The 243-nt window shown below is 49.0% G+C and carries 1 rRNA gene; it reads left to right on the top strand.

What is annotated here, in order from left to right:
• Positions 1 to 50 precede the first annotated feature (50 nt).
• Positions 51 to 243, top strand: a 16S ribosomal RNA gene (locus G6047_RS16995); the annotation flags it as partial.

The raw sequence follows: 243 nt of genomic DNA, 5'->3' as shown, positions 1-243 counted from the left end.
GATTTCGAATAAAAAAACCTGGCATCTTAGATCGTAAGTTATAAAAATATACGATGAAGAGTTTGATCCTGGCTCAGGATGAACGCTAGCGGCAGGCTTAACACATGCAAGTCGAGGGGTAGTGGCTTTCGGGCCATGAGACCGGCGCACGGGTGCGTAACGCGTATGCAATCTGCCTCTCACTGGGGAATAGCCCGGAGAAATCCGGATTAATGCCCCATGGTATTTTGGTTGGGCATCCAA

This window comes from Flavobacterium silvaticum, assembly GCF_012911565.1.
Lineage (GTDB): Bacteria > Bacteroidota > Bacteroidia > Flavobacteriales > Flavobacteriaceae > Flavobacterium > Flavobacterium silvaticum.
Note: the sequence above shows the minus strand (reverse complement) of the source record. Positions and strands in the feature narration are given on the sequence as shown.